Source organism: Halorubrum halophilum (genome assembly GCF_000739595.1).
Taxonomy (GTDB): Archaea; Halobacteriota; Halobacteria; order Halobacteriales; family Haloferacaceae; genus Halorubrum; species Halorubrum halophilum.
On record NZ_BBJP01000039.1, the window covers coordinates 12199 to 33273 of the forward strand.

Annotated in this window: 17 protein-coding genes and 4 pseudogenes; 10 read left to right on the forward strand and 11 right to left on the reverse strand. The window is 52.9% G+C overall.

Annotated elements, in window-relative coordinates:
* The first annotated feature begins 19 nt into the window (after positions 1 to 19).
* Complete coding sequence (locus tag ACP96_RS17840) at positions 20 to 292, forward strand: AbrB/MazE/SpoVT family DNA-binding domain-containing protein (protein WP_082222529.1); 273 nt, start codon at positions 20 to 22, stop codon at positions 290 to 292.
* Between the two features lie 1190 nt (positions 293 to 1482).
* Here ACP96_RS17840 and ACP96_RS12765 read toward each other — a convergent pair.
* From ACP96_RS12765 to ACP96_RS12785, 5 genes are all read right to left on the reverse strand, one after another.
* On the reverse strand, positions 1483 to 2394 hold the full coding sequence (locus ACP96_RS12765) for a hypothetical protein (protein ID WP_050033575.1): 912 nt from the start codon (positions 2392 to 2394) through the stop codon (positions 1483 to 1485).
* Between the two features lie 46 nt (positions 2395 to 2440).
* Entirely contained in the window at positions 2441 to 3205 is a 765-nt protein-coding gene (locus ACP96_RS12770) for a hypothetical protein (protein WP_050033576.1), read from the reverse strand.
* Positions 3202 to 4059, reverse strand: a complete 858-nt coding sequence (locus ACP96_RS12775; protein ID WP_050033577.1) for a hypothetical protein — start codon at positions 4057 to 4059, stop codon at positions 3202 to 3204. The genes ACP96_RS12770 and ACP96_RS12775 overlap by 4 nt, the downstream gene beginning before the upstream one ends.
* Positions 4060 to 4226: 167 nt before the next feature.
* Positions 4227 to 4703, reverse strand: coding sequence for a hypothetical protein (locus ACP96_RS12780; protein ID WP_050033578.1), 477 nt, complete (start codon positions 4701 to 4703; stop codon positions 4227 to 4229).
* Entirely contained in the window at positions 4700 to 5017 is a 318-nt protein-coding gene (locus ACP96_RS12785; protein WP_050033579.1) for a hypothetical protein, read from the reverse strand. The genes ACP96_RS12780 and ACP96_RS12785 overlap by 4 nt, the downstream gene beginning before the upstream one ends.
* Before the next feature lie 493 nt (positions 5018 to 5510).
* Between ACP96_RS12785 and ACP96_RS12790 the strand changes: the two genes are divergently transcribed.
* Both ACP96_RS12790 and ACP96_RS12795 read left to right on the forward strand, forming a co-directional pair.
* Positions 5511 to 5744, forward strand: coding sequence for a MarR family transcriptional regulator (locus ACP96_RS12790; protein ID WP_321163869.1), 234 nt, complete (start codon positions 5511 to 5513; stop codon positions 5742 to 5744).
* A gap of 329 nt (positions 5745 to 6073) precedes the next feature.
* Positions 6074 to 6487 (forward strand): winged helix-turn-helix transcriptional regulator, encoded by a 414-nt coding sequence (locus tag ACP96_RS12795; protein ID WP_050033580.1) that lies wholly within the window; start codon positions 6074 to 6076, stop codon positions 6485 to 6487.
* Positions 6488 to 6938: 451 nt separating this feature from the next.
* Here the strand turns inward: ACP96_RS12795 and aglF are convergent, their stop codons facing one another.
* Together aglF and ACP96_RS12805 are read right to left on the reverse strand one after the other, a co-directional pair.
* Positions 6939 to 7718 carry a UTP--glucose-1-phosphate uridylyltransferase AglF gene (gene aglF, locus ACP96_RS12800; RefSeq protein ID WP_050033581.1) on the reverse strand — a complete coding sequence of 260 codons (780 nt, stop codon included), beginning with the start codon at positions 7716 to 7718 and terminating at the stop codon, positions 6939 to 6941.
* A gap of 117 nt (positions 7719 to 7835) precedes the next feature.
* Positions 7836 to 8210: pseudogene (locus tag ACP96_RS12805) on the reverse strand (GDP-mannose 4,6-dehydratase); the annotation flags it as partial.
* Positions 8211 to 8305: 95 nt separating this feature from the next.
* On the opposite strand from ACP96_RS12805, the gene ACP96_RS12810 reads away from it, so the two are divergent.
* Positions 8306 to 9535: a glycosyltransferase family 2 protein gene (locus tag ACP96_RS12810; protein ID WP_202593951.1), complete on the forward strand. Its 1230-nt coding sequence runs from the start codon at positions 8306 to 8308 to the stop codon at positions 9533 to 9535.
* Between the two features lie 562 nt (positions 9536 to 10097).
* Here the strand turns inward: ACP96_RS12810 and ACP96_RS17855 are convergent.
* Both ACP96_RS17855 and ACP96_RS17860 read right to left on the reverse strand, forming a co-directional pair.
* Positions 10098 to 11237, reverse strand: coding sequence for a glycosyltransferase (locus ACP96_RS17855; RefSeq protein WP_161785362.1), 1140 nt, complete (start codon positions 11235 to 11237; stop codon positions 10098 to 10100).
* Between the two features lie 112 nt (positions 11238 to 11349).
* Positions 11350 to 12300 carry a glycosyltransferase family 2 protein gene (locus ACP96_RS17860; RefSeq protein WP_082222532.1) on the reverse strand — a complete coding sequence of 317 codons (951 nt, stop codon included), beginning with the start codon at positions 12298 to 12300 and terminating at the stop codon, positions 11350 to 11352.
* Positions 12301 to 12607: 307 nt separating this feature from the next.
* Between ACP96_RS17860 and ACP96_RS20030 the strand changes: the two are divergent.
* Both ACP96_RS20030 and ACP96_RS17870 read left to right on the forward strand, forming a co-directional pair.
* Positions 12608 to 12785: pseudogene (locus ACP96_RS20030) on the forward strand (ISH3 family transposase); the annotation flags it as partial.
* A gap of 228 nt (positions 12786 to 13013) precedes the next feature.
* Positions 13014 to 13744 (forward strand): annotated as a pseudogene (locus tag ACP96_RS17870) (ISH3 family transposase); the annotation flags it as partial.
* 53 nt (positions 13745 to 13797) lie between these two features.
* On the opposite strand, the pseudogene ACP96_RS12815 reads toward ACP96_RS17870, so the two are convergent.
* Positions 13798 to 14622, reverse strand: a pseudogene (locus ACP96_RS12815) (IS5-like element ISHla3 family transposase).
* Positions 14623 to 14957: 335 nt separating this feature from the next.
* Between ACP96_RS12815 and ACP96_RS17875 the strand changes: the two are divergent.
* Together ACP96_RS17875 and ACP96_RS12820 are read left to right on the forward strand one after the other, a co-directional pair.
* Positions 14958 to 15857, forward strand: a complete 900-nt coding sequence (locus ACP96_RS17875; protein WP_082222533.1) for a hypothetical protein — start codon at positions 14958 to 14960, stop codon at positions 15855 to 15857.
* 63 nt (positions 15858 to 15920) lie between these two features.
* Positions 15921 to 17132, forward strand: a complete 1212-nt coding sequence (locus ACP96_RS12820) for an O-antigen ligase family protein (RefSeq protein WP_050033582.1) — start codon at positions 15921 to 15923, stop codon at positions 17130 to 17132.
* A gap of 561 nt (positions 17133 to 17693) precedes the next feature.
* Here ACP96_RS12820 and ACP96_RS19565 read toward each other — a convergent pair.
* Positions 17694 to 19100, reverse strand: a complete 1407-nt coding sequence (locus tag ACP96_RS19565; RefSeq protein ID WP_237561653.1) for a hypothetical protein — start codon at positions 19098 to 19100, stop codon at positions 17694 to 17696.
* A 186-nt stretch (positions 19101 to 19286) separates the two neighbouring features.
* Between ACP96_RS19565 and ACP96_RS18730 the strand changes: the two genes are divergently transcribed.
* Together ACP96_RS18730 and ACP96_RS12830 are read left to right on the forward strand one after the other, a co-directional pair.
* The gene (locus ACP96_RS18730) at positions 19287 to 20243 is read left to right on the forward strand and encodes a hypothetical protein (protein WP_154020468.1); all 957 of its coding nucleotides are present in this window, start codon (positions 19287 to 19289) and stop codon (positions 20241 to 20243) included.
* Between the two features lie 118 nt (positions 20244 to 20361).
* Positions 20362 to 21072 carry a phytanoyl-CoA dioxygenase family protein gene (locus tag ACP96_RS12830; RefSeq protein WP_050033583.1) on the forward strand — a complete coding sequence of 237 codons (711 nt, stop codon included), beginning with the start codon at positions 20362 to 20364 and terminating at the stop codon, positions 21070 to 21072.
* The last annotated feature ends 3 nt before the right edge of the window (positions 21073 to 21075 follow it).

Consider the following 21075-nt stretch of genomic DNA (forward strand, 5'->3'; position numbering starts at 1 on the left):
ACGGTGGGTACTGCTGCGTATGTCACCCGAAATCCCGCCCGAAGAAACAACGGTCAGCGATGGGGGGATGGTCACGATCCCGGCAGCACTCCGCCGCCGGCTTGATATTGAGGCTGGCGACAAACTCCGCTGGACCGTCACCGACAGCGGGGATCTCACCGTTGAGGTCGTCCGACAACGCTACGGCGCGTTCGAAGATGACGACCGCAAGGCCCCGATGGGTGGTGATAGTCTCGAAACCCACGACCTCGCCGGGCAGGAGGAATATCCTGCGTTCAACGAGGACGCCTAACTGGCAGACCTGACGATACCGCATCGTCTGAGCCACCATGCGCTTGATCACGGGCGATGGTCGATCATCGGTGTCCACCGCTGGTGGGTGTACGTGGCTTCGTGGTCGGTGCTGCCGTGGTCTGTGAGGATGATTTTGTCGCTGGGGACTCGACGTGTCGGTGTGTGCGCTGTCCAGGTTGTTGACCGGGTATTCGCGCTGACCACACGATCTGTTGTGAATTCGGTTCCATCGGAAGTGGGGTGTGGTGCGCTGTATCGCTGTCGAGTGCTGTGGCTGTCGCTATGCGTGTCTGAACACGCCACCAGTTCGCTGTGTCGTTGTGGCTACACCCGCTACGGACGGTGGTCGGAGCGCTGTTTCGGCCGGATGTTGTGGGCTGTCGAGGCATCACCACTGGGGCGGTGGTGTGTCTCCTGTTGGACGGCCACGCCGCTGGTGGCGCCCACGCCGTGGCCCGCGTGGAGGCGTCGTCGACGATCCACTGTCGGTGGCCGTCAACGTGAACGGCGGTCACGTGCTCGAGAGTCTGGACATCGCTCAGCCGGCGATCGTAACTACTCGCGGAGATACCGGCCCGGTCGATCAGTGCTGAGCGGCCGAGTGGCTGGTCCGCTCTGAGGAGCGTTGCGTACAGCTTCGTTGCTGTCGGGGTGAGGTCGGGCCGGAAACGCTCACTTGGGAGGGTGGCCGCTGCCCGTTCGATCGCGGCTGGTGTCGGCGTTTGTCCCTCGGTCAGCGCTCGACGGAGGCTTGCCACGACGTCATAGGGACACGCACGCTGGGAGGTCTCGGACGGACCGAACGAGTGGAGACACAATCGCACGAGTCGCTGTCGCTCACGCGGCGACCACTGAGCGTCGTGGGCCGTCGCGACTTCGTCGATCACCCGCCGGATGGCGGGGTACGTCGTGCCGTCTCGGACGGGGATCGCGAGAGTGGGCACCTGTTCGGTGCCGTCGGCGATCGCTTCCCGTACTGTGGCGAGTTCCTCGGTGAGCGCTGCGGTGATCTCGTCGTTGAGGGCAGTAACTGTCGGGCCAGCAAGCACCCACGACATCGTGAGATCGAACTGTGACTGTGCGTCGACCTCGTAGCAGTTGTTGGTAATACGATTTCTTTAATCAGTCTGCCCCGCGAACATTTGTCAGGCGATTCATCGTCGTTCATGGATTGATTCACCAGTGTAGTCAGCGCTCTTCCGCTGATTCTTGATACTGATCGGTGAGGGGCTTCAGCCGCAGTTCCCCGAAGCCGTATCGAGAGTGCGATCCGACTCGGTGGAGGCCGTTCTTTGCGGTCTCCACCGGGCGGTCTCCGAGGTACTTCACGACTTGTCCGTGGTCCACCGTCTCCAACCTGAATACCTCGCACTGTTCGAGGAGCTTCTCCTCACGGAGCCGGAGATCGTCGCGGTTCTCCGCCCACCACCACGGAATAACGCAGTCGTCCGCGTCGGGATACTCCGTCTCCACCACGAACGGTGTTACGAGCTCGATCAAGTACGTCTCCGCGTCTTCGAGCCGGGAGTAGTCAAGGTCATCCAGATCCACCATCTGCGTGTCCTTCAGCTGAACCTCGCCGTAGCCGTAGTTCCGTTTGCCACCGAACTGAAGACCCTCAAGCATGTCCTCGCCGAGCGGGAGCACCGCCGGGTCATCAGCGTGGAGGTAGGCGTGAACGTACCACTTGGTTGTCTGCTGTTGCTTCCATTGGTCTTCCTGGCGGCCCATGATGGTTTCGTGGGCGAGCGCCGGATGGCCGCCGTGGACGCGAATACCGTGCGTGTTCAGCGCGTCTCGAGCGCGGGTGTCGAGAAGCCACGGGTGAATGGCTTCCCGCTGGAGGAAGAGGTCGTCGTAGGCCTCGACGTCTGGCAGACCACTCCCAAGGTACGGGCGGACGCCCGACTGTGTGTGTTCTTCTGGGAACGCCCCGAACTGACCAGGGACGAACACACCGTGGCTGGCCGATACTGCCGCGTGCGTCTCGGGATCGAGTCGCTGGCCAAGCGCGTGTAAGATGGCGTTTCCACTCACGTAGTACGGGTGGCCGATGTAGTCCATCCGCAGTTCCCACAGGACTTGCTGAATCGCCATCATCGGTCGGGCCTCCAATTCTCGAAGTCCTCGATGTAATTCATATTGGTTATGCGATTTCTTCAGTAGGTTTGTGTGGTCTGTAGCTCCAGTCCGCGAAGTCCTCGATGTATTGGAGTGCGGTACTCCACGACTGTATCCGCCGAAGATTGGCATCGAGCGTCATGTCGTACTTGTCGCGGTCGGTATCGAGCGGGTGCGCAGTCAGGCGGTTCCACGTCGATGCCCACGACCGCCACGGGCGACTCCCGAGACGCGCCGACGGATTCCCGTCTGTGCTCACGTCGATCCGGAGCGCGAAGCGGTCGCCGTCGAAGACGGTTCGGAACGGAACAACGTCACCGGCTGTGTCAACAATGAGCCGAAGGTTGCCGAACTCGTGATCGGCACGGTAGTTGTCCAAGAGGGCTGCCACGAGCAGCGTGTGGAACTTCAGCGAGGTGTATGGATGATACACCGACTCGTTGAACGCGGCGGCGACGTCACTTTTGATCCACCGTTCGTGGGCCGTCTCTGCGTCCTCGATGCCGAGGAGGTTCGATACCTCACTCTCGGTGGTTGCCCGAGAGAACCCACCGGGGTTGTAGGCAGTCTCACCGGTCAGCAACGAGAGTCGATAGTGGTCGTCGTGTGTCGGGACCGTCTGTTCTTGCTTCTGTTGTGGCCGCGAGAGCGCCGCCGCATCGCCGTCCGCGCCCTGCGGGACCGTCTGGTTCACGGACACGCCAGCGAACTCCTGACGAGCATCGTCGTGACTCTCGCCCGTGAACTTGTGAGCGTCGTGGCGGAACGCCGTGAGCATCACGTCGTTCATACTTCCTCCACGCGCTCTGCGAGCGCCGCCTGAAACTCTGGTAGGTACTCGGTTTCCCACTTCTCGTCTTTCTTGCCCATCTTGTGCGTGCTGTCTTTGCTCCGATCGAAGACGCGACGGAATTCGTGTTCCTCGTAGAGTGGGTTCACCAACTCACAATCCACAATCCCGCCGCCGAAGTTCCGCGCGCCACCGAGCTGGTGTATGAACTCGGTGTTGTGCGCGTTGAGATACTCGATGGCCTCAGCGAGCAGCGCGACGAATTCGGGTTTCGTCTCCCGGAAAGAGAGGTGCCACGAGCCGTCGAGGTTCCCGACAGCGTCAAGTTCGGCGTTCCGAAGCGGTTCTCGGTTGTCGTGTTTGTTCCGCGAGACGACGTTCCGGTTGAGCCGGCGGTAGTGGCCCTCGGCCTGTCCTCGCGTGTAGTCTACGCTGGACCGAACTGGCGAGAACTTGATCGGGCGACGCATCACTTTCCCAGGGCGATTCTCGAACCCACCGAAGAGATCGAGAATCACACACCCGGTGCCGTCATCGTCGTCAAGGCACTCGCCTTTCGGGTGATACCCGGCATCGAGGTCGCGGTTATAGACACCGTCTTTCCGGAAGTTCGCGTTGGCCTCTCCGGGGTGACAGGCAGTACCGCCACGCTTCTGAACGACCTTCTCCATCCCGTGACGAAGCCATCCCGACAGTGAGAATGCCGGGATGATGCCGCCAATCTGGTTCTGCGGGTCGGTGTCCTCGTAGTTGCCGTTCGAGGCGTGGTGACGATCGGTCATGATGCTGTCACCGACCACTAACAAGTCGGTGCGAATCCGAACGAAAACGTCGGAATCGATATCTTCAATCATGGGTTACTTGATCACCTGCGGGCTGGTCGTCGGACAGACGAGTCCCGCAGTGGAGCTACCGGTATTGTGGCTGCTGAGCTGGATCGCTCGCTCATGAGCTGTAGGCTGACGGTGTATCACGAGCGATTGCCGTAGACTGAGGTCTTGATGGATTAGATTGCCCGCCATTACTCAGACTCCGCTTGGAGTGCGCCCCCGACCGAGCGAGTGTGCTCCCGGATCGCGGTCAGCAAGGGTGTGGGTTCCTGCTGTTGGGTATTGGTTGGCGAACGCTCTGTGGGGGTGTCTGGACGGACGTGTGGCTCCCTGCTTGTCATCGGGCTGGTAACCACTGCCTCCGGACCAAGCAGAACATACGTCATCGATTGGGTACGCACGTCAGCGCATGTCCCGATGTGGCCCGTCAGGACGTACTCGCGAACACCGCGGGTGAAGACAGTGGGGTGTTCGTGAACATCTGAACCGCACATGATGTAGCCGATCGCGTACGCGGGTTCGCCGGCCGCGCGGTAGGCGTAGGCGGTGATGTCGTCGCCTTCGTGGAGCGGTTGGCTACAGACTTGGCAGATCGGGTGGTTGGTGTTGAGTAAGATGCGTGAAAGCTGGGAGAGATCTGCGGCTTGCGGATCGTCGGGGCGGGTCATTCGTGCCCTCCCTCGGCGTTGCGAGTGCCAGCTTGCCACGCCTGGCGCGCGGAGAGTGCGCGGCGGGTCGATTCGGTGAGTCGGTACTTGGTCGTGTCGTGGGTTTGTTTCGTGACGTAGTCGTGTTCGATGAGCTCCTCGAGGGTGTCACAGACCCGGGCTTGGTCGATACCGTTAGTGTAGTAGTCGTCGAGTGCGTGGTGGAGTGGACCGCTCTCGCTGGGGCCAGTCTGAGAGAGTACCCAGAGCAGGTCGCGGTGGGTGGCTGAGAGATCGGCAAGCGAGATGCCGTCGTTCTCGCTGGGGCTAGGCATTGTGCCCCTCCACGGTGTCCTCGTCGACGCTGCGTGTCGTAGCGCACGGTGTACAGAGTGGGCCGTCGAAGGCAGCGTAGTACCCGTCGGCTGTGTTTTCACACAGACGACAGCTGGAGGAATTCCCGTTCGATCCGTCAGTCGTCTCGCAGGGCTTAAGCCCCGCAGTTGCCAGCATTAGCATGGTTCTGTGTCACCGCACAGAACCCGTCCCGGCCGGGTGCTGGAACACCGCGGCCGGGATTTCGACACTCTCTCACGAGCCAAGGGTTCGTCACTCGGGTTCCGTATAACAATGATTGACTTCTGGTAACATATACTTGACGGTGGTATCTGATATGTGCTTTAGCTAGTCTATAAGTGCTATTCATCCGTAATATAGACTATGACATTGAATATGTGCTCTATGAGGCATTCAGGCAAGTGGATGACTTCTCTTGATGATCGAATTTTAGAGTTTCTTTATGAAAATAAACCGACAACACCCACGAAAATGACTACAGAGGCATCTCTACCTTACTCTAGACAGCACGTCGACAGGAGATGCAAAAAACTGGATGAAGAAGGCCTCCTCGAAAGCTTAGGGAATGGTGTCTACATGATCACTGAAGCCGGTGAGGCATATCTCGAAGGTCGTTTGGACACTGAAGATTGGCGGTATATTGACGAAGAGACTGATGAGGACGCCCATGATGATTCGGCTGAAGACGTTGTTACTGACGACTGAACGGTAGTTTGCTTAGTATGTATGGATTACTCTAGATTGGGCGAGTACTCTTAACCAACAGAGAATGTGTTTGAGAGCGACTGTTGGTTAACAAAATCCTTTGGTGTACTCCTGAAAACTAGATCTCTGTCAATTAGATTCACGCACTTCATTATCGGTGCTCAGATGAGGTTTATCGGGTGCGTGCCCGCGCCACGCTTCTCTGTCTTCCGTGCCAAGTTGGTCGGTCAACATGGCGGTCACCTACTGTATCTGTGTGGAATTGGATCGCTAATGTGTGTACGCTGACCGAAATAGTTTTGACACAACTAACTACATTCGAATACATTATGCCAGTACTGCTTGAGAACCACGACTCCGAACTTGCCCTTCGACCGGGGACAACGAAGTTAGATATCGTGAAATACCTCTATCAACACCCCGAGTGGGGGTACTCTCCAAAAGACGTTACAGAAGCCCTTGACATCCCTCGGAGGACTGCAACGACCACGCTCAAACGGCTCTACGACGACGGCTATCTGGGTAAAACCGACGACGGCTACTACCACGCACTCGGTGACCGTGAAGACATCCGGCGGTACGTCTCCAGTCTCAATCAAACTCACCGAATGTTCGGCCACCACCGTGACGGGAATGTTACGCCCGAGATACCGGAGAAACAGATCGGTGAGAACCGCACCGACGAGGAACTTGATGCAGAACTCGAAGCGCTAGCGGACGAGATGAACGAGTTTGCTGAGTAAGCTATCAGCAGGGGACGTTTGCTGGGCCCGAGACCCGACAGGTGCCCATCCTCAGAGACCGATCGTCCCTCGCTCACGAAACCCACCCGTTCAGTGCTACCGACTGTACCGTGATGTGTGTCGGAACGAGCGCCGGAACGTACCAGCAAACCACACCGGAACTCAAAGACGAGCATCTCGAAAAATCTCTTTCAACGATACGTCGTATCTCATGCCGTGGGCACTCTACACGACCGCTCCCGGGACGATCATGAATGGGAAGACAAAAGGTGAACTCACGGAATCGGGGCGACGACTCCTGAAAAAGTCGCTGATCTCTCTTATCCCCTAACATCCTTCGCGCTTCAGCGCAAGGATTCTCACGTTGGGAACTGTGGGCTTACACACGCTCTCGCGGACGGCGGCCAATACGACTCGAATTCCGGTCAGGATAACTCCCGTCGTGGACGCGCTATGCGTTGGACTCGACGATATCTTCGGTACTGTCGTCGGAGTCGGTGTCCTCGTCGAACTCGACCTCGTCGCCAGCGAGGCGATGTTCTGCCTCGTCACGGTCCTCGGGATACCCGACGTCGATACGCCAGCCGTCGAGCCCGATGGCGTCGATGGTGCGGCCCGACTGGATGAGTAGATCCACCGCGTCACTGATCTCGTACTCACCGCGGTTCGAGGGCTGGACGAGGTGACACGCGTGGAAGATTGCGGGCGAGAACGTGTAAAAGCCGGTCATCACCAAGTTGCTCGGCGGGTCCTCGGGTTTCTCGACGACATCTGTGATCTCGCCGTACTGGTTCGTGTCACAGACGCCGTAGCGGCTCGCCTCTTCCCAGGGGACCTCCTCAACGAGGAACGCGGCGTCGGCGCGCTCCTCGCGCTGGCGACGCACCACGTCTTGGAGGTTCGCCTGAAAGATGTTGTCGCCGAGGATGAGCATGAAGTCGTCGTTGATGTGTTCCTCGACGGTAAGCAGCGCGTGGGCGAGCCCCTTCTGTTCACGCTGGTGCGTGTAGGTGATTGGGACGCCCTCGTAGGCGTCGCCGTAGTGGTCGGTGATCACCTCCTTCATGTAGCCGACGACGACGATGAGTTCGTCTGCGCCGAGGTCGATCAGCTGATCGAAGCAGTGGGTGATGAGGGGTTTTTCGTCGACCTCGACCATGCCCTTGGGCTTGTCTTCTGTGAGGGGCCGGAGCCGCGTGCCTTCCCCGGCCGCGAGTACGACTGCTTTCATGGTTTGCGTATACCTCTCACTGCAGTATAAGGATTCTGTATTCGTGAGGTTTGCTAGCTATTCCCACTGAAGCTCTGGGATGCTATCTGTCCAATAGCCCTTGTGTCACCTACTAGTTCACGTTGTAGTACGCTCGCAGACGCGTTCGACGCCCTCCTTGAAGCTGATTTCGGGCTCCCAGCCGGTGGCTTCGTGGAAGTTCGAGTAGTCGGCCATGGTGTCATGGACGTAGCCGCCGAAGGGGTACTCGATGTACTCGGGATCGGTGTCGATGCCGAGCGCGTCGTTGATCAACTCGTCCATCTCGTTGAACGAGTAGGCCTCTTGGGTACCGACGTTGTAGACGCCGGTCAGCTCGTGGTCGGCGGCGAGCTCGCAGGCGCGGGCCACGTCCGAGATGCGGGTGAAATCGCGGGTCTGGGTGTCGTCGCCGAACAGTTCTTGGACCTCATCGTACACGATCCTGAACTGCACGACTGTGTTCGCGTAGTGCTCGGCGTAGCGCTCAATCGTAAGTGATGACCCCCGGGCATCGGAGAACAGATATCAGCATCTTCTTGAATCCAGATACGGCTATACGGATCCATGTGGTTCTCGCAGCCGTACGGTCTATCCTGCTTCAAGGGGTTCGCGAATGGAGGGGCTTGGCTGTGATTCTGGAAGTCGTGCTTATAGTGATGTTTCTCTTGAGTGGATTTGCGTTGGTTCATACGTACTTCCTCTATCCGATAACCCTTCAGCTTTGGACGCGCTTCGTTTCGGATCGAAGAGCGCTAACGAGTGGTGACCGGCCGAGCGTCGCTTTGATCATCGCTGCGTACAACGAGGAGGAAGTCATCGCTGAGAAGATCGAAAATAGCCTCCAGTTGGAGTATCCGAAGAACGAACTCAACATCGTCGTGTTCTCCGACGCATCTGACGATCGGACCGACGAGATCGTGGAGGGATACGAGGATGAGGGTGTGTCTCTCGTGCGGATCGAGGGGCGGGTTGGTAAAACCGAATGTCAGAACCGTGTCGCCGATCTCGTCGATGAGGAGATACTCGTGTTCTCGGACGCCAACAGCATGTACGAGCCCGACGCTATCTCCGAACTCGTGTCGAGATTCACTTCTGAGGTCGGTTGCGTGGTCGGCGAACTTCAGTATCAGAAGTCGAGCGATGTGGAAGGAGAGTCGGTGTACTGGCGATACGAATCTTGGATCAAACGGCTCGAATCACGGTTCTACTCGCTCGTCACGGGAAACGGATCGATCTACGCGGTGAAGGCGGACTCGTACGTGCCACAACCGGCCGACGCGATCAGCGATTTCACCGAACCGCTCTCGATCGTTCGAAACGGAGGGCGCGTCGTTTACGCTCCCGGTGCGGTCGCGTGGGAGGAGACCGAGAGTTCGACGGCCGACGAACTCCAGCGACGCGTTCGGATCGTCACTCGTTCTTGGAACAGTATCGTTCGATTTCGTGATTTGCTTAGTCCATTTCGGAACACACGATTCGCGTATCAACTGTGGTCACACAAGGTAATTCGGTGGCTCTCTCCTATGTTTTTGTTTGGGGTTCTCGTTGCAAATATTGGACTTGTATTGCTGGCACCCTTTGCGGTTTTTGAGGTGATGCTCGCAGGACAACTCTTATTCTACTTGTTTGCGACAGCAGGCTGGGCTGCAGATCGATTCGGTATTGAGGATTCGATCGCTACTCATGTACCCTTCTATTTTCTTCAGGCAAATTACGGACTATTTTTGGGATTTGTGGACTTCATACGTGGAAATAACATTGTAACTTGGGAAACATCTGACAGAGCTAAGGAGTAGGCGAACAAGTCTGTCTTACATAGTGGCAGAAATGATTGCTGTCGGGTTGAGCGAACCTCCTAATTTCGGCCATGGACAATACTCGATCAAGATCTCGTTGAAATCTACTTGATACCATTCTATGGTTTGTCGATAGTCATAACCACGGTGCTCCTCGTTGGATTCGAGTAGTGGGTCTCCCATGGTTGCCTTCCATAATTCTTGGATCGATTCGGTATGGCGGCGTTTTCCATCTACGAAACGGCCCTTCTCGTATAATGGCTGGAAGACCGACTTCTATTGGAGCGAGACAATAGCACTACCACCCTCTGCGGTCAAACGTGACATCTCGGAGAGTGCAGCCGCTCAACTGATTTACCCTTAGCTACTGTACCACTTGTGAAGAAACGGACTTCGGATTTCACACCGATCTGTCTCTTTGCTTTCTACCCAAATAACAGACCCGTCAGAATCATATTGTCGAAATTATAGTTCTGTATGTAACGCGAATTGGACACAATTTTAACCTAATAATGAAAAATTTAGTAATATCTGGAAAGATATTTAAGACTTCATTCTTGTGTTATTGATCGCTGATCAGAGATTGGTAGATGCGCTCTATCTCCTGTACATTTGCCTCCCAAGAATACTTCTCTGCGACATTTCTTCCAGAAGTTCCTAGGTCGTCTCGAAGTGACTCATTGCGCGATAATTTCAATAAGTAATATCTCAACTGTTTGTGATCTTGTTTATCAATTAAATATCCATTTTGCCTGTGTGTAATATATTCTTCCGGACCTTCCCCCCGACAGGCGATTACTGGTACTTCACATGCCATCGCCTCTAAATAAGCAATACCAAATGCTTCACGGTAACTCGGGAGTACAAATATTTGAGAATTCCAGAGATATTCAAAAACCTTCTCATTTAGGATCTCACCAAGAAACAGTACGTCTTCCATGTCCATTTCCTCGACGTATTCTTCTAGGGTTTGTCGGTATGGTCCATCGCCAATAAGAATATATTGATAATCAATATCAAGCTGAGAGAGCGCCTTGAGAACAGTCAACTGATCCTTGGATCGTATTAAGTCACCAACTGATATGATGGTCAATTTATCCTGCTTAATTTCTGCAGGAATGTCTCTGGACTTCACTTCGTCTATTTTTGAGACTGGAATTCCGTTTGCAACTACGTGGATATCTGTTTTACGTGCTATACGATCCGGGATTTGTTGTTTGATTTTCTGGCTATTTACAAGAACAGCATCCGACTCTGACAGACACTTATTTATTATATATCGATTAAAATATTGTCTGTACAGAAGGTTTAAATCTGCACCATGAATCGTTGTGATAAGAGGAACATCAAAATGTTTACTTATAGGAATAGATGCGTACCCGTTTGGGTTCGCAACATGTGCGTTGATCAAATCGGGTGTGAAGCCATCGTTCTCTAAGGCTGAGATCCATTTACTGGAAAGAACACGTGATATAATTGCTGTTAATGCTTGTGTACGCTCGTTCGGTAGCGAGATCGTTCGCGGATATCGAACCGTTATGCCATTCTTTTGTGATTTATAGGGAACGTCTTTATGAAGTGATTTGTATTTTTCAGAAATTCCAGGAAAAGGCGGGATATAAGGATGTGGTGAGATAACTTCAGGTTTATGACCAATCCGCTGTAGGGCTTCCACCTGATACTGAACGAAGATGCCGTACACGGATCGACATTCGTCTGGATACAAATTTGATATGATTAGTGGTTGCATTGATCACTATGACAAACAAATTGTCGGAATGATTTGAAATTGTTGATCGATACATCAGATCGCATTAGCGGAGTGAGAACCAATCAAGTAATAATCTATATTGATTTCTAACATACTTTCCTAGCCGATATGAGGTATGCCCACCCAGGGAAACGACGAACAGCAATATTGCCTCACTTGAAACAGGATTATACAGAATTGATCTGAATAGGTACCGTCTGGCTTCTGCATAATCTCCACGGTTCATTGCGGATCTTCCAATCCGTTTTAAAAACATGGATTTAAAATTATACATTACTCTTAGACTGTTACTCCTTGCTAACTCCTTATGTTTATCATATACTTTGGGATATGCGATATCACGTAATTCCTCATGTCGATCGCCGACCTGCTCATAGTCCCCAAATCTCCGGATCACTAACGGCTCCGGAACAGACGCAAAGTGAGTAACGGATGATAAACGAATCCACCACTCTCTATCTTGCATGATCGGAAGATCGGGATCCGGCTTACCAACAGAAGCGATCACATCTTTTTCAACAATTACTGCAGAAAAACCGCCGATTACGCCCCCAGAAAACAGGTACTGTTGTACGTTGCCGGTCTCCGTTGGAATTAAAGAGCGGATTTCATTCCTATTTTTATCAATGAATCTTTGCCCAGTGTAGACAACCTGTACTGATGGATTTTGACGGAGTTCATCAACTTGTTTTTTGATCTTTGTTGATTCCCATCGGTCATCATCATCAAGAAATGCAATATACCTTCCGTTTGATTTCTCTATCCCTAAGTTACGGGCAACATTGGCACCATGATTTTCTTTGAGTCGTATGTATTTAACCTGGTTATCTTGTCTGTCTGCTATCCCAGGCTGTTGGGGTGATCCATCATCAACGATGAGTATTTCTATATTCGAATAGGTTTGATTTAGTGCACTTTCTACCGCTTGGTTGAGCATCTTGGGTCGGTTATAGGTTGGGATAACAACACTAACTAAAGGAGGCTCTGAAGTCATTTGTCTATGATGGTATCATAAGTTGAACAGGCGTGTTATATATCTGTTTGGCTACTCACCTTCTAATATGAATCTTAGTAATTCACAAATCTGGTTCGTTAGAACGTCTGCTTGCTGATGGTGTGCTTAGAACCAAGCAAGAAGACAGTGAGATTCACGAGGACCAGCTTCTTAACTTTCTCGTCACCTGGCTTGACGAGGAAGTTCCGCTCTCCTTAGCAAACAATGCTCAAACCATTTCTGAGGACCTCTGTCTCTACTCTCTGTGCTTCGAGTCAAGACGACCCTGCTGCTAACAATAGAGAATCCTGCTGCAAACATGATTCTCTACCATCTGCGACGAAGTTCGATCCGAAACGGCTCGAACGAGTCGTTAAAACGCTTTTTCGGAGGGACATCGATGAACTGCTTCCTGGGCAGATGGAAGTCTACATAGACCTCTACCTGTGACCCTACATGGTGACGAAGACGATACGAATGGACTGCTCTGTTGAATCCGTAGACAGCGCGGAGATCAGGGCTGAATACACGGCCATCAGACCCAGTAGTAACGGCTTCCCAGACGTAGACTTCGAACGATGGGTTGGTTTTAGGGAGCGAAAGCCGATTCAGACCCGCCAATTGTCGCTGACTCCTAGTCAAACGCCGATGCTAGTCTCCCGATTCGGCCGCAGTCCTCGGATTCAACACAGCAGTAATGGATCTTCCACTTGGTAGCAATGCGTGGAACAACCGCGTTCTACGTCCACATGACATTCTTCGCGCGTGTAAAGAACAAACTCTACACGCTGGGATACGCCGTCTCGAAGACGCCGATACCGTCAGCAGTGTCCTCTTGAGTTCCTCGGTGCGCTCGACGGCCTTGCCACCGGGGTCAAAGAAGTCTACCTTGATCGCAGATTCTACGATGGTAAGTGTATCACACTGCTTCAAGAGTATAACTATGCGTACGTGATCCCGATCATCCGTGGGGTGAGACGATTCAGCAAGAGCTCTTAGAATGGGTAATCGCGTCATTCAGCATGATTTGACGGGAAACTCGACGGGTCAACCTGGACCGTTGAGTTTCCCGTCTACGTCGACTGTACGTACCTGAACGTGAAGTATGATGACAACGACGTGGCGCGATACGGCTACGCCGCTGGCCTGCCGTTCATAGAGACTCCGCGAGACGCTCGATACCATTACCGCAAGCGATAGCGACGACAACAATGTGAGATTCAACGGTAAGAGTTGTTGCACGTCGTGGTGAGTCTGCTGTTACAGAATATCTGGCGGTACTTACACCACGAATATGTGGCGACGCCCCGCTGAGGCGTGCATCGCTCTATGGTGACTATACAAGGAGTTCGTCAATATGGCTCGACGGGCTGCGTGGACGACTCTCGCGGTACGTTGGGTCGTCCCCGCGAACCGGCTATCTGACGACCGGTTCCACCGGTAGTTACCAGCCAGAACCCTTCTCGATTGCTGTGTTGAATAGATACTGAGTCACGGTTACAGCGGCTCACATAGTGGTTCTATGTTGGTAATGGCGAACATCAAGACGATTTCACGGAACTGCCGATACCAGCCCAGCGCTCGCACGGCATCGCCGAGCGAGCGCTTGGTTGTCGAGTAGGATGTTTCGGCCATCCACCGCTGAGAGTAGTCCTTTGCCCGGTTCAGAGCGTTTTTCGCGGCTGCGTTCGCTGACGAGCCGCGATAATGAACGAGGTAATCGATGTCGTGTGCGGCGATTTCGTACTCGGTGTGCCAGTCTTGGAAGCCGTTATCGGCGGCGACGGACTGCAGGTCGTCCGCGTTTCGGCGGACGACCTGCGGTCCGGTCTTCGTGTCATGCTTCCACCGCGCTGTGATGTGAACGTCGAGAACAGCTAGTGATTCCACATCAGTCAATGTCGTCACTTTCAGCGTCTGTATCGTCCGTCCTGCCCGCTGGCGAAAGTACGAGGAGGCACGTCGCCGGTCGAAGAACGTGCTGTCGAGCGCAGCGTGTCCGGACTGCGGGTGCTGCTGCGCGGAAACGCGCAGCAGCGCCCGCTATACCCACATTTTCAGCCGATCAAACGACTTGTAGATCGTGCTGTAGTCTGGGAGATCGTCTGGATCTAAGCCGAGTGCGTCACGAATCTCGGCCATATACTTCAGCCGATTCGGCGTTTCTCGGTAGCTGTGGCCGTCTTCGAGCCGAAGACAGTGTAGCACAACGTGTTTCCAGCGGGCGAACCCGCCGCTGGCGGGCTCGCCCGCGTGCTTTCCCAACGCTTGTTTGACTAGGCGACGACACTGCTCAACGAAGTCGAGGAGATCGACTTCCATGGACAGAATCGATTTCCTCGGCTTCGTCCTTCTACTCCGTGATAACAGCTGATTAGATCGCTATTCAACACAGCATTCTCGATGGTTAGCAACTCTGTCGCGTCGCGGCTGACTGCCGCCAACAGCGACAGCTCTCGGTCGACTCATCCTAGATTCCTTCGTCGAGACCGTCAGTACAACTGCTCCAATACAGAATTATGTTTCAGAAACAGCCAGCCGAGGATGCTTTGTGAGGTACTGACTTTTGTCTCAGCTATCAGCCTCAACTGCACAAGACACCTGACCGTCCCAGCGTATAGTACAGTTTTTGTCCTTGCTCTCAATAAACTCTGAATATGAGATTCAAAGATAGAATACAAAGAACAATAAGAACACCTCAACTCCTTGGACGAGGTCTGAACCGCCTCTTCCACCGACGTGGTGGCTGGCGAAATCATAACACAAACGGAATTGACCTATTCAGCGAAGACTGGGATAATTGTCTTCTACTTGATGCTTGCCCCTACGATTTATTCCAGTCTCACAACACCATCCCTGGAAAACTAGACTCTCGCACATCCCGGGCATCCGCAACTGTCGAATTTCTTGAATCAACCGTAGCAGGTCGTGATCTCCGCGATACCGTCTATGTTACGGCGAATCCCCTGTATGAACGGAAAAACGATCGCGTTGCTTCGGAATTCCATCGTGTTGTGAAGGTTTATGACGAAGATGGGTGGGATAGCGATATTCGGACTGTACTCCCAGAAACAATGACAGATCGTGTGCTATCTGTCGCAGAAAACTATCCCCACAAGCGCTTGTTAGCACACTATATTCAGCCACACTATCCATTTTTAGGGCCAACCGCAGACGAACACTTTGATCAAGACAGCCTCAATATCTGGGACTCGATAATGGAGGGTAATAGTGATTACTCAGACGATCTCCTCAAGAAAGCGTTTGGAGAAACACTTGATGCTGTTCTGCCTGAAGTCGAACGTGCGGTAGACAATTTAACTGGGAAGACCGTTGTATCTGCTGACCATGGCCAAATTATCGGTGACCGAGCATCTCCTATCCCAATTAAAGAATACGGTCACCCTCGTGGGATCTACATTCCAGAGTTAGTAGAGGTACCATGGTTAGTTCGCGATGGGGAGCGGCGAGAGATTGTTGCTGAAGACAGCCAGGAAGTAGAGACAGATTCAGAGGTTGCTGCCGAGCGCCTTCGAGCGTTAGGCTATGCCGAATAACGTATATGGATAGCTCAATCTCAATTCAGTACGTTTACGCACCTGCTGTCAATTCCTGATATAATGACTACCGCAAGGCGATACCGACACCACGACCCAAAACTACTTGCAGTCGCTACTGTCTTCTTCATAGGATTATTCCTCCCGAATTCCAGTCTTCCCCTCATCATTGGCTACCTTGCCGCCGCTTTCGCGTACACTACTATTCTGCTCTACACGCTTACCTGCGACACAACCATCACATTCCCTCGCTGGCTGCTGATTCTCACTATCCCCTTGATTGTTGGATGCTATCATGTCGCTAGCAACCCAACGCTCGGTATGCTTGTCCGGACTCTCGCGTTTGTCTCCCTCGCTTTCATTAACATTACGTACCTTCCCCAGGTCCTTCCAGAGCGATATTTCTATAGTGTATTCGCTCGTCTCGCCGCAGTAGTTGTCTGTATTGGCCTGCTGCCAATCACTGGTCTCCCCACGACTGGAGTTGGGTTTGACCTCTCACTCTGGGATGGCCAGCCGTCGTTACTCGGCGTCCAGTTCCATCCGATAACGAGTATCTTCGACAACCCGAACTCCCTCGGGTTTGTCGCTCTCATCGGTACAATCTGTGCCGCAGCAGAACGCCGCCTCTACCAGACCCAGATCTCGCTTGGGTTGTTCGGCGTTTCGCTCTTCGGACTCGCCGCGAGCTACTATCGTACAGGATGGATCGCACTCGCTGCTGTTGCTGTCCTCTGGATCGCCTACAGCGTACGGGGCCGCGTGTTCGTAGTGTGCTTGACGCTGCTAGGCGGCATAGCCGCACTCGTAGGACTGGCAATTACGTTCAAGCTACTTCCCGGCCCCGAAGTGCTCCAGTCACATGATTTGGGTAATCGGCGGGTACTCTGGTTAGCCGGTGTTGCCGTATTTGAGCAACGGCCAGTCCTTGGTTCGGGTTGGGGAATGGCGCAACCCCTGATTCAGCCGTATTTTACTGGCTTTGAGGGGTATGGTGTCCACAACTCGTTCCTGCGGCTTTTCATCGAGACGGGACTAGTTGGTGGGGGAGCGTACCTCCTATTCCATGTGCTTGCGGCGACCCAGGCCGCTCGGTTTGTAACTGACGAGCGATCGGTGTTCCTGCTCGGGTTTGTCGTTGCCGCTGTAGGGACTCAGATGTTTGCCGGATTTACCCTGTTCGGGCTGTCGATGCGGTCCGCAATTGTCTCACTCACAATTGGATATGCACTTCGCAATACTGTTTCTGCATCGAATCAAGAACTAGGAGCGTAAAGCGAGTGAACTTACCTAGGCTCATCATCGTGATGTTGCCAAATACACCACACGGTTGGCAGCGACAGTTCGGTAATGGTAGATATCATCTAATTACAACCCAAATGTACCGACAAACTTGGTGTATACCGATTCGATTAGAGTTAGTTCGAGAAATGTTGGATCTATCTACTGATAACTTTCTCGTCAGGTTGTTAGGGGTACTGTGAAAGTCACGACCTCGTAAACGGTCTTTGGATCTCGAACGTCGTCTTCGATGAATCGGTGCTCCGAGTCCTTTTTGTCGGCACCTCGTGGTGGACATCGAAGGTGTGGCGCTTGATCCCTTCTGCGTAGAAGGGTTCGACATCGGCCGGCACGGATACTGGATCGGTAAATCGTCTTCCGAGCGGTTCCGTACGTGTTCATTGACCATATTTACGATATCGCCGATCTGCTGTCCGGCCTGTCGGACGTAGCTCTCCATCTGTGTGGTTCTCTCTAGCCTTCTCGAGTGAGGATCATCGTCGAACTCATCCAGCACCGTGCTCAGCCGCCGTCTGTATCTGCCGCTTATGACGGTCATCCCTCGCTGTGCGCGTCACGGATGCACTCCAGTTCCTCGAGGATATTCCTCACTGAGTTCGACTCGAAGAACCACTCGCGATCGAACTGACTTGCAGTTGTCGATCGCAACCCCCCGGCCAGCTCGTCGACGCTCTCGACTGTCGACGCCGCTCCGTCTTCCACAAGCGGTCGGAGTACGTCTGCTCCATCGGTTTCAAACACAAACGTTTTCAGATCGAAACAGAGCCCCTCGTAGACAGCAGTCGATCCGACACCTATCTGCGCGCTCGACTCCGCGAAGAGTTGGTAGAGGGGTGGCTCGGACTCCTCGATCACCCGTATATCTGACTCCGCGAGCCAGGGATACTCGTCCTCCCATCGATCGTACTCGCCCGGGTGGAGCTTGTAGACGACCTCGTGATCGATCCGCTCGTCCTCATGTACCTCAAGGGCAAACCGCGATAGCTCGCGGCCGATCGTTCCCTGTGAGATGAACAGAAGCTGCTGTGAGCGTTCGACGTCGTCGTACGCATCGAGTCGCTCCTCGAGGTACGGGTAGCCGACGGGGATCACGCGGTTGTCGGGGATCGGAAACCGAGCGTTTTCGTTCCAGAACTCCCCGAACGTCAGGAGGTAATCGGGGAACGTGGTCTTGGTTTCGCCTTCTGGGTAGGAGTAGCCGAAGTGGTGATTGTAGATTATACCGTGTTGGAGTTCGACGACCGGGATCCCCTTTCGCTTACACGCCTCGATGAGCGTCTCCTTCCCGTACGAGACGACCAAAACGACGACCTCGGGATCAACTCGGTCCAACAGGCGTTCGTACAACGAGAGTGTCGTGTTCCGGACGTGGAGTGCTCTTCGAGCTTTTGAGACAACGTCGACATCGACGTCGAATCGCCGTCGGATCTCCGCTTCGGCTTCCCGAAGTCGTGAGGCGACATCGTCGGGGAGCGACGGTGACCGTAGTCCGAGTTTCCGTTGGAGGGTTCCCCCGTATTCGATGAGGTCGAGATACCGGAGGTTCTCCGTCTTCGCGGGGCTCCGATGGGACAGAAGGTGTGGCGTCTCCATATGGATGTAATCGAAGTTGCTCTGCTCGTGGATCGGATCGCAGTACAGATCCCACCAGTAGCCGTCCTCCTCGAGCTTTCGGCGTTGATGGCCGAAGAAGAGAAAATTGTGTTCGTCGGCGAAATATGGGTTTCTGTAAACGGCGTTTTTTAGCCACATCGAGAAGCCATGGAGGTAGTCTTTGACTCCTCCACTCTCCGTGTGAGCTTGTCCTCGGCCATTTTTACGATCGATCTCTCGGAAGACGTCGAAACGTATTCGTTCCCATATTGGGATCCTATCTACATGTATTGAGAATAGATCCAACGTTTTTTCAAATTCCTTATAATCTTTAGGTGCCACACTCATCGATTGATTTGTACTTCATTCTACGACGTAAATCTGTGACTATTCTCGCTCACTCTTCCTCTAGTGATTCAGTCTCTCTGGATAGATGTGATCACATTCACATTTGCTTTTTGGTATCTGGAGCGTATTCTTCTCGCATAACGACACGTAAGGTTAATCCGAGTAGTTGTATTCTCTTCCTATATCATGCGATCTGATCGTGCCATAGACCTACTAACCGAGGGGTTCCGTTCACCGGATAAAATAATACCTTACTTGGAAAAACGGTATTCTGCCTTTAAATATGGCGCATCAATATTGAACCGTCCGCATCAGAAGAAATCTCTTCATGAGTTCATACAGCAAGACGAGTTTGCGATACTCATACTCGATTCCTGCAGATTTGACTACTTCCAACAGGAAGTCGGTGATTTCCTCGACGGTGATTTAAAGACAGTATACACTTCCGCTACTGCTACGAAAAATTATATTCAAACTGTTTGGGATGGTTCTTATCCTGACTTAACATATTTAACGGCGCTATCAGCTCCGACAGATCATACCTTTGAGCGTGACGGAGACGACTATCGACCGAGTGAACATTTCGATAACTTTGTACACGTCTGGCAGAACTATGAGAATAAAGAACTCGGTGCTGTTCCTCCTGAGGAGATGACAAAGGCTGCTTTACGCCAGAACGACGATCGAATGATCGTCCACTACGTACAACCACATGCGCCGTATATTGGAGACTACCGACTACGGGAGGATAGCGACGATACGACATGGGGTGAAAGTCTTCAGGATATCTATGAGCGAATCGGCCGGTATGATTTAAATGACAAAACGATCTCTGATGAGGAGTTGAAAAAAGCATATCGTAGCAACTTATGTCGTGTACTTTCCTCGGTTCGTGAACTCGTTAGTCAATTGGATAGACCGGTCGTCGTCACCGCAGATCATGGTGAAATGTTGGGAGAAGGGGGACGATACATTCACGGCGGATCTCCGACTGAACAGTTATGTACGCTCCCGTGGTTTGAAGTCGATGAATCGATAATCGGTACCACTTCATCAGATAATATCGAACAGGTTGATCAAACCGGGTCGGATTTCACGGAACAGGACGTGGAAGAACAATTAAAAGATCTAGGATATTTATAGTTTTCAATATATTCTACACGTATCCTATTTAGACTATAATTATTGTTGACAAACGGTACTACACGTTGATTTTGGAATAGTCGAAGCGTTTATTTATTTACCATCTGATCCGTGCTACATGGCCTTCACGCCTTCCCAGAGCCAGATCACCGAACTCGAAGAGCGAGGGATCGTGATTATCGATGACTATTTATCGGCTGAGAGGTGTAACGCTCTAAAAAAAGACATCGACGAATTACTCGAACGTGACTCAGTCGCCTGGGAAACGGGTAGTGTTGGCTACAGTGAACTCGCAGGGCGTGGTGAAGTCGTTGTCAATGAAAGAGCCGGTGAGAATGACGATGGTATGTTGGACATCTTTAATATTGATCTCGAGATTCAAGCAGTCGAGGATGTCAAAACCGATTCAGGGATCAATGAGCTCATTAATGAAGCGGCTTCTGAACCGTTCTCGCCGGATAACATCAATGTCTACTATAACAAGGAAGTGACCGATACGCGTGATTTCCACGCGGATACATACGGTGGAAAGTTCAAGGCATTTGTCTACCTCACCGACGTTCCAGACAAAAGCTACGGTCCATTTTCGTATATTCCGGGAACACATAAGACGTCTACTGTGAAGCAAAAATCGACATCTCTGCTAAATAAGGTGAAAGGCGATCCTTCGACTGATGCCGTGTTCTACGACGAGGACGAGGCGATCTACTGTACTGCTCCCAAAGGAACCTTGATCGTCGCAAATCAGGCGGGATACCATCGTGGTACTCCCCAAGAGAAGGGACATACTCGTGTGTTGGTGAACACTTCGTATACGCCTGATAACTAATTA